Origin of the sequence: Pseudoalteromonas undina (genome assembly GCF_000238275.3) — a bacterium.
GTDB classification, from domain to species: Bacteria; Pseudomonadota; Gammaproteobacteria; order Enterobacterales; family Alteromonadaceae; genus Pseudoalteromonas; species Pseudoalteromonas undina.
The window spans coordinates 766,519-774,670 of record NZ_AHCF03000004.1 but is presented as its reverse complement, the minus strand read 5'-3'; the positions used below and the strand labels follow the sequence as shown (position 1 = coordinate 774,670).

Genomic DNA, 8,152 nt, shown 5'->3' with positions numbered 1-8,152 from the left:
TATAAGGTATTAAAGGCTAAGGCCTTAAAATATACATATAACATTATGATTTATATAAACAATGTTAAAAAAACTGGATCAGCATTGTACGTGGTTAAGATCAGATCCTTATCTACTAGCAGATCACCTTTTTACTAAGCAAATATTTAGCAGCTTAGTTGCGCACAGGTTAAGCACTGAGTTACTCACAAAATAGATGCTGTAGATCATGTTTTTACTAAGTAAATTATAAAGTTATGCACCCACCATCAGGAATAATAAGCGGTTTAATTAGTATAGATCTGATCTGTAGTAAGTACAGATCAGATCTATGCTAACTGGAACTAAGCTTATCCACAGGCCTCTCATTTTTACTGTCATTTGTCGTACTAAATTTAAAAAAAAACACATTGCAATGGACAAATTTATTCTTCAGTTAGTAAAAATTCGGTTTATTAAAGCCTAGTTAGTAAAAACCTGATCTGAAATCTCATGTTTTAACTTTTTCTTAGTAAAATATTGATCTGTGCATTTTATTTGAAGTCAGATCACTTTTATACTAACTTAAACATTTAACTTTTGTGGCTTTATGTGTTGTTATTAGCTGTCACAATAAAAACGGAAATAAAAACCATGAGCCGAAAGGTCAACATCTCGGTAGATAACTTGCCCGATACACTTAGGGGCCAAATTCACGGGGTGGAAAGTGCAATTGATAACGAAAGCTTAGCACTATTTACAGATAATAAAGATGTGCGAATTTCGATAGAAAATGCAGCCCATGGGTTACGCGCTTACTCTAACACATTTAACCATTATGATCTGTGGGGACGCTTTGTTCGCTCAGGACATAAAAAGCTGCCACTTGAAGAAGCCCCTAAAAAAACCATAATTACACGTAAGATATCTGAAAAAGTAGACGGTATTTTATACGATGGTGAAATTAAAATAACACCGGCTGTGGTAAGTACTCGTAAAGATGGTGAAGACGTAGAATACTTAGTTTGGCCATCAGATAGAGAAGAAAAAGTTGAGCGTGCACTTATTCGCCTTGCTTCAAAAGGTAAAATAGTAAAAATTAATTTTAAGTCCGGTATTCAATATGCCGTTGTGTTTTCTATGAACGAATTAGCACAAGAACTTAAAGCGGTAGGTCAATCTATGCCTTACCCACAAATTAAAGAATCGCTCGAAGCATTACAAGGTTCAAAACTTTCTTTTAAATATTCTGCTACTGACACTAAAAACTCTGATATTGATGATTCGTTCTACGAGTCGAACATGAACTTTTTATCGTCTTTACACTTTAGTGGTAAAAAAGGCCAAGGCGGAAATGTTAAATGTGTAGCGTGTTTAAATGCGTTTGTTCATAACATGATCGATAACCTTGAATATAAAGGTTATTATTTTAATAGTGCTCAAGAGTTAAAGCGCGGATTATCGCGTTGGATGATGCTACGTTTATATCATTTATGGCGCTATGCTGCCCCAGGAAAAACATACCATTTTAGACTGCTGTCTATTATGGAAAAATATGGCTCTATCTATTCAACTGATGATATTACCGAAAATAAATTAAAAGCACTGCGCCGTGATATGACTACCACGATGAAAGATTTAATAGAAAAAGGAGCAATATCTGAGTACAGCATTACTAATGTAAAAGATGATAAAACAGGTAATATTGTAGATTACACTTATGAAATGCACCCATCTGATCAGTTTTGTGATGAAATACTGGCATTAAATAAACATAACAAGCGTATAGAGATACAAGGTGGTAAACGCATTGTTGAAAATGCAGTATTAATTGATGAAGATAAGCTGGAAGAAATTGTAGAAAAATAATTATATTAATTTTTACCAGTATTTATATTAAAGGCCAGATTAAGTGGCCTTTTTAACATAATTACTTTGTTACTTGTTCTAAATATAATCGGTCTACCAGAAAGTCATACTCGCGTTTTCGTGGATGTGATAACGGTTTTTCGTAACTCGGCAGTTGGCCATACTTAACATCGGGTTGTGGGTTTATAAGAATAAAAGGTAAGGCCGCACTAACATGATAACGATTTTGAGCCGTGTATCTTACATTAACTTGTGGGCTAACTCGGGTAGGGCGCCTAATTCGTAATTTTTCTTTTTCACCTAGACTGGCAACACGAACTTGTTCTTGAGCAACCAATGATTGCCATTTTTGCTGATCAATCATTCTTGGGTTTTTATACCCAGCGGACTTTTCGAGCATTTCAAGAGCCATCTTTTTTGTGAGTGTTTTAGTGGCGTGTTTATGCATCCAAGTAAAACGAACTGAAAAAGGGGATTCGCTTTCGCTATGAATTTTACGATAAGCGGCAAGCGTAATTAAATTTGGCATAGCATTATGTACGGCTTCAAATCGAGCATCGTTATTGTCTATCGCCAAAATACAATTTTTAAATGCCGCTTTTGCATTATTAACTTGAGCAATCCGATCAATAATAGCTTGTTTATTAGCGTCTTGTATAATTAATAAACCAGGGTGGCGCTTTAATACGCGACTACTCAGACCAGGCTTTTTATACATATCAGAAAAAGAATTTAAAATAGCCTTATGTGCCAGTTCCCCTGTAATTTTAGATACTGTAATCGACTCGGGAATTATATTTTCATCCACACTGCTTATTTCTGGCAGTTGATAGTATTCAGCTTTAGCGAACCCATATTCTTTAAGTTCCTCAATTAGCCTAAGCGTTAACTCATTGAGTAAATCAAACTGACTTCTAATTTGTACCTTTGTAACCATAACACCACCAAGAACACATCTTCCGATTTAGTTATTTTCGCAAATAACCTTTTCTTTTGGTAGTTATTTCTTAAGTATTACTCTATCGCTAAGATTAACTTTAAATTAGATAAAGTATGATGTGTTCTTTATTGTTGGTATGATCATCTTAATAATAATATTTTCTAACTTACTAATAATTATATATAAACGCAGAATGAAGGAGTGGGTATAAACCAGCAGAACTACTTAGCTAGCATATATATTTAAAACTACATAACTGATGGCTGATATATTTAAATTTAACTGTAAAGTTAAGAATACATATAGTTAATTTAAGTATGATGTGTTCCTTGTGTTAACATTATCTTATACAGCTTAGCTAAGTGGCTGCAATCAAAGCTTAATAAATACCACTCTTACTATTTATCCTATTGTTTTTTAATGCATTAGTGTTCTTTATTTATATATTTATTATCAATAAAAAAGTTAAATCATAGATAATAATCCTATTTAAATTTACCTAATAACTAAATAATTGGTAAATAGTAAATTTAGTCCTTGAACAAAGCCCTCTGCATACGTTAATTTCAATACATCAGGTAATAGGAATGAGGAATGAACATGCAATCGTGGAACCCAAATAGTTGGAGAGAACTGCCAATACTGCAGCAGCCACAGTACCCAGATCAAGACATATTAAAATCTGTTGAAGGCCAGCTTAAAAGCGCACCGCCTTTAGTGTTTGCAGAAGAGACTAGAAGTTTGTTTAAACAACTTGAAGATGTGTGTGAAGGCCGCGCATTTTTACTTCAAGGTGGTGACTGCGCAGAATCATTTAGTGACTTTAACGCTGCAAATATTCGCGATACATTTAAGACCATTTTACAAATGGCTGTAGTACTAACCTATGGCGGTAAATGCCCTGTTGTAAAAATTGCACGTATGGCAGGTCAATACGCTAAGCCACGCTCAGCCGACTTAGAAACAATAGAAGGTGTTTCGTTACCATCTTACCGTGGTGATATAGTAAATAACTTTGAGTTTACTGAAGAAGCGCGTATTCCAGACCCTCAGCGTTTAATGACCGCGTATCATCACAGTGCAGCAACACTCAACCTATTACGTGCTTTTGCACAAGGTGGGCTTGCTGACTTACATCAGGTTAACCGTTGGAACATGGGCTTTGTTGCTGCTAATCCACAAAAAGCAAAATACCAACAGCTGGCAGATAAAATTCAAGACGCTTTAGAATTCATGGAAGTATGTGGTATTAATTCAACTATAGCGCCAAGCTTAAAAGAAACAGATTTATACACATCACACGAAGCGTTATTGCTAGGCTACGAAGAAGCATTAACCCGTAGAGACCATTTATCAGGTGATTGGTACGATTGTTCTGCGCACTTTGTTTGGATTGGTGAGCGCACACGTCAGTTAGATCATGCTCATATTGAATTCTTTAAGGGCATTAAAAATCCAATAGGCGTTAAAGTTGGCCCAGGTATGGAGCCAGATGAGCTTATCCGTTTAATTGATGCACTAAACCCAGATAACATTCCTGGCAGGTTAACGCTCATTACACGAATGGGTGCAGATGTATTACCAGAGAAGCTACCGGCGCTTGTTCGCAAAGTACAGCAAGAAGGGCGTAAGGTAATTTGGAGCTCAGATCCAATGCATGGCAATACAGAAAAAGCCAGCTCAGGTTATAAAACTCGCAGCTTTGATAACATTATGCGCGAAATTAGTCAGTTCTTCGCTGTTCACAAAGCTGAAGGCTCATACGCAGGTGGTGTTCATTTAGAAATGACCGGACAACATGTTACTGAATGTACCGGTGGTGCATACGGTTTATCAGATGATGACTTAGCGCAGCGTTACAAAACTCAATGTGACCCTCGCTTAAATGCCGATCAAGTATTAGAGCTTGGCTTTTTAGTTGCAGACCTTTTAAAAGATGCTCGCAAGTAATACGCCTTCTTAATATGTTAAAAGCCGCTATTAATTAGCGGCTTTTTTATGTGCTGGTTGTAATTACATGCTTAAATCACATGTTAGTTTGTTAGTACTTACGACGCTCAAGACCTGTATCAGAAATGATTTTTGCTGAAATCTCTTCAACCGAATGGTGGGTAGAATTTAAATGAGCAATTTTATGCTTTTTATAGAGCATTTCTACTTCGCGCACTTCAATACGACACTGTCTAATTGATGCATATTTTGAATTTGCCATTCGTCTATCTCTGATCGCAGCCAGTCTCTCAGGGTCTATAGTTAAACCAAACAGTTTATGCTTATAAGGCACTAAGCACTTGGGTAACCCTTCGCTTTCTAAATCATCTTCTGTGATCGGATAGTTGGCCGCTTTAATACCGTATTGCAGGGCTAAATACAGGCTTGTTGGCGTTTTACCGCTTCGACTAACGCCAACTAAAATAATATCAGCCTCAGCAAAGTTTTTAATATTACCGCCGTCGTCATTCATTAAAGCATAGTTAACTGCATCAATTCTAAAGTCATAACTTTTTTCGTGTATTGAATGGGTTCTATGTACTTTAGGTACTGGGGCAACGTTTAATTCGCTTTCAATTTTTTCGCTATAGGTTGTTAAAAAGTCATACGAGACAGCATCTGCAGAGCGAATAATTTCCGATAATTTATGATTCACAAAAGTAAAAAACACTAGAGGCTTCTCACCTTGCTTAGACGATGTGGCGTTAATAAGCGCTTTGATTTCATGCGCTTTTTCTTCGGTTTCTACAAAAGGAATTGTTTTATGATTAAATTCGACAGGAAATAAAGACAAGGTCGCATGACCAAACACTTCAGATGTGATTGCTGTGCCATCTGAAATATAAAACGCAGTTCTCATAAAGCCTCTTTTTTATTACATTTAATTTTAAAATAAGTGTATCACGGTTTACGTGAGGACGTTTGCCAGTGTAGAATGGGGGCGACCTTTATAAAAGGTTTTCTTTCTTAACTCTCACAGTTAGTACTACAATTTGTTTTTTGGAGAAAGATCCGTGCAAGAATACGTTCTCTGGTATCAAGAGCTTGGTATGCAAGATGTTCCTCGAGTTGGTGGTAAAAATGCCTCACTTGGTGAAATGATTTCAAACTTAGCTAACGCAGGTGTGCAAGTCCCAGGTGGTTTTGCTACTACCTCAGACGCTTTTAACGAGTTTTTAGAACAATCAGGACTCAACGCAAAAATTCACGACATTTTAGATACTCTTGATGTTGATGATGTAAACACACTCGCCAAAGTCGGCGCCGATATCCGTCAGTGGATTATCGATACCCCATTCCAACCTAGTCTAGATAAAGCAATCCGCGATGCATACAGCCAACTTCATGGTGACGCTTCTGCAGATGTTTCATTCGCTGTTCGTTCATCAGCTACTGCTGAAGATATGCCAGACGCCTCGTTTGCAGGCCAACAAGAAACGTTCTTAAACGTTGTTGGTATTGATTCTGTAATGACTGCTATTAAACATGTATTCGCTTCGTTATTTAACGACCGCGCTATTTCTTATCGTGTTCACCAAGGCTACGATCACCGTGGTGTAGCGTTATCAGCGGGTATTCAACGCATGGTACGCTCTGATAAATCAGCATCAGGTGTTATGTTCAGTATTGATACTGAATCGGGCTTTGAAGATGTAGTGTTTATCACATCAAGCTATGGTTTGGGTGAAATGGTTGTACAGGGTGCGGTTAACCCAGATGAATTTTATGTTCATAAACCAACGCTACTTAAAAACAAGCCAGCTGTAGTACGTCGTAACATTGGCTCTAAAGCCATTCAAATGATTTACTCTCAAGACAAAGCTCATGGCAAACAAGTAGAAATTGTTGACGTAGACTCAGCACTTTCAAACAAATTTTCGATTACAGATGAAGAAGTGCAAGATCTTGCCAAACAAGCTGTAATCATTGAAAAACATTACGGTCGTCCAATGGACATCGAATGGGCAAAAGATGGTAACGATGGCAAACTATATATAGTTCAAGCGCGTCCAGAAACTGTTCGCTCAAACGAAGACACAAACGTAATGGAACGCTTCCAACTAAATGGCAGCAGCAATGTTGTTGTTGAAGGCCGTGCAATTGGTCATAAAATTGGTAGTGGTGTTGTGCGCGTACTTGATTCAATCAAAGAGATGGACCAAGTACAAGTAGGTGACATTTTAGTTACCGACATGACCGACCCTGATTGGGAACCTATCATGAAACGTGCGGCTGCGATTGTTACAAATCGTGGTGGTCGTACATGTCATGCTGCAATTATTGCACGTGAGTTAGGTATTCCAGCCGTTGTTGGTTGTGGTAATGCCACTGATTTAATTAAAGCTGGTCAAGAAGTTACCGTATCATGTGCCGAAGGCGATACAGGTTTCATCTACGAAGGTATTTTAGACTTTGAAGTGTTAACTTCACGCGTAGACGAAATGCCTGAATTACCAATGAAAATAATGATGAACGTAGGTAACCCAGATCGCGCATTCGATTTTGCTCGTTTACCACATTCAGGTGTTGGCCTTGCGCGCGTTGAGTTTATCATCAACCGTATGATTGGTGTTCACCCTAAAGCGTTATTAAATTTTGATGCACAAACTGATGCATTAAAAGCAGAAATTACTGACATGATTGCCGGTTACGAATCACCTGTTGAATTCTATATTGGTAAACTAGTTGAAGGTATTTCTACCTTAGGTTGTGCGTTTGCACCAGAGCGTGTAATTGTTCGTATGTCTGATTTTAAATCAAACGAATATGCTAACTTAGTGGGCGGCCAGCAATACGAGCCAGAAGAAGAAAACCCAATGATTGGTTTCCGTGGCGCTGCACGTTATATCTCTGAAGACTTCCGTGATTGTTTTGCACTTGAGTGTGAAGCTATAAAACGCGTAAGAAATAGCATGGATATGACCAACATCGAAATCATGATCCCATTCGTACGTACCCTTGAAGAAGGTAAACGCGTTATTGAATTACTTGAAGAACATGGCCTTAAACGTGGCGAAAATGGTCTTAAAGTAATCATGATGTGTGAGCTTCCGTCAAATGCATTAATGGCTGAAGAATTCTTAGAATACTTCGATGGTTTCTCTATCGGTTCTAACGATTTAACTCAGTTAACGCTTGGTCTTGATCGCGACTCAGGTTTAATAGCTCACCTATTTGATGAGCGCGACCCTGCAATCAAAAAGCTACTTTCTATGGCTATTAAAACAGCCAAAGAAAAAGGTAAATATGTAGGTATTTGTGGTCAAGGTCCTTCAGATCATGAAGACTTTGCAGCATGGTTAGTAGAGCAGGGCATTGACTCTGTTTCGCTAAACCCAGATACAGTACTAGAAACATGGTTATACTTAGCAGACAAACTTGCTAAGTAAGTTA

The 8,152-nt window shown here is 37.6% G+C and carries 5 protein-coding genes; 3 read left to right on the top strand and 2 right to left on the bottom strand.

All coding sequences use genetic code 11. The features are described from left to right. The first annotated feature begins 612 nt into the window (after nt 1-612). Complete coding sequence (locus PUND_RS18350) at nt 613-1,827, top strand: hypothetical protein (RefSeq protein WP_013463357.1); 1,215 nt, start codon at nt 613-615, stop codon at nt 1,825-1,827. A gap of 61 nt (nt 1,828-1,888) precedes the next feature. Here PUND_RS18350 and PUND_RS18345 read toward each other — a convergent pair whose 3' ends face one another. Then, nucleotides 1,889-2,764 carry a DNA replication terminus site-binding protein gene (locus PUND_RS18345; RefSeq protein WP_010388799.1) on the bottom strand — a complete coding sequence of 292 codons (876 nt, stop codon included), beginning with the start codon at nt 2,762-2,764 and terminating at the stop codon, nt 1,889-1,891. A 603-nt stretch (nt 2,765-3,367) separates the two neighbouring features. Between PUND_RS18345 and PUND_RS18340 the strand changes: the two genes are divergently transcribed. Continuing rightward, on the top strand, nt 3,368-4,717 hold the full coding sequence (locus tag PUND_RS18340) for a class II 3-deoxy-7-phosphoheptulonate synthase (RefSeq protein ID WP_010388800.1): 1,350 nt from the start codon (nt 3,368-3,370) through the stop codon (nt 4,715-4,717). 91 nt (nt 4,718-4,808) lie between these two features. Here PUND_RS18340 and ppsR read toward each other — a convergent pair whose 3' ends face one another. Then, complete coding sequence (gene ppsR / locus PUND_RS18335; RefSeq protein WP_008108730.1) at nt 4,809-5,618, bottom strand: posphoenolpyruvate synthetase regulatory kinase/phosphorylase PpsR; 810 nt, start codon at nt 5,616-5,618, stop codon at nt 4,809-4,811. A 154-nt stretch (nt 5,619-5,772) separates the two neighbouring features. Between ppsR and ppsA the strand changes: the two genes are divergently transcribed. Then, a complete protein-coding gene (gene ppsA, locus PUND_RS18330; RefSeq protein ID WP_010388801.1) occupies nt 5,773-8,148 on the top strand; it encodes a phosphoenolpyruvate synthase in 2,376 nt (791 codons plus the stop codon). Nucleotides 8,149-8,152 lie beyond the last annotated feature (4 nt).

Coding starts and splice junctions, on each gene's coding strand:
- ppsR (WP_008108730.1), bottom strand. CDS start 5,618: ATGAGAACTGCGTTTTATATTTCAGATGGCACAGCAATCACATCTGAA.
- PUND_RS18340 (WP_010388800.1), top strand. CDS start 3,368: ATGCAATCGTGGAACCCAAATAGTTGGAGAGAACTGCCAATACTGCAG.
- PUND_RS18350 (WP_013463357.1), top strand. CDS start 613: ATGAGCCGAAAGGTCAACATCTCGGTAGATAACTTGCCCGATACACTT.
- PUND_RS18345 (WP_010388799.1), bottom strand. CDS start 2,764: ATGGTTACAAAGGTACAAATTAGAAGTCAGTTTGATTTACTCAATGAG.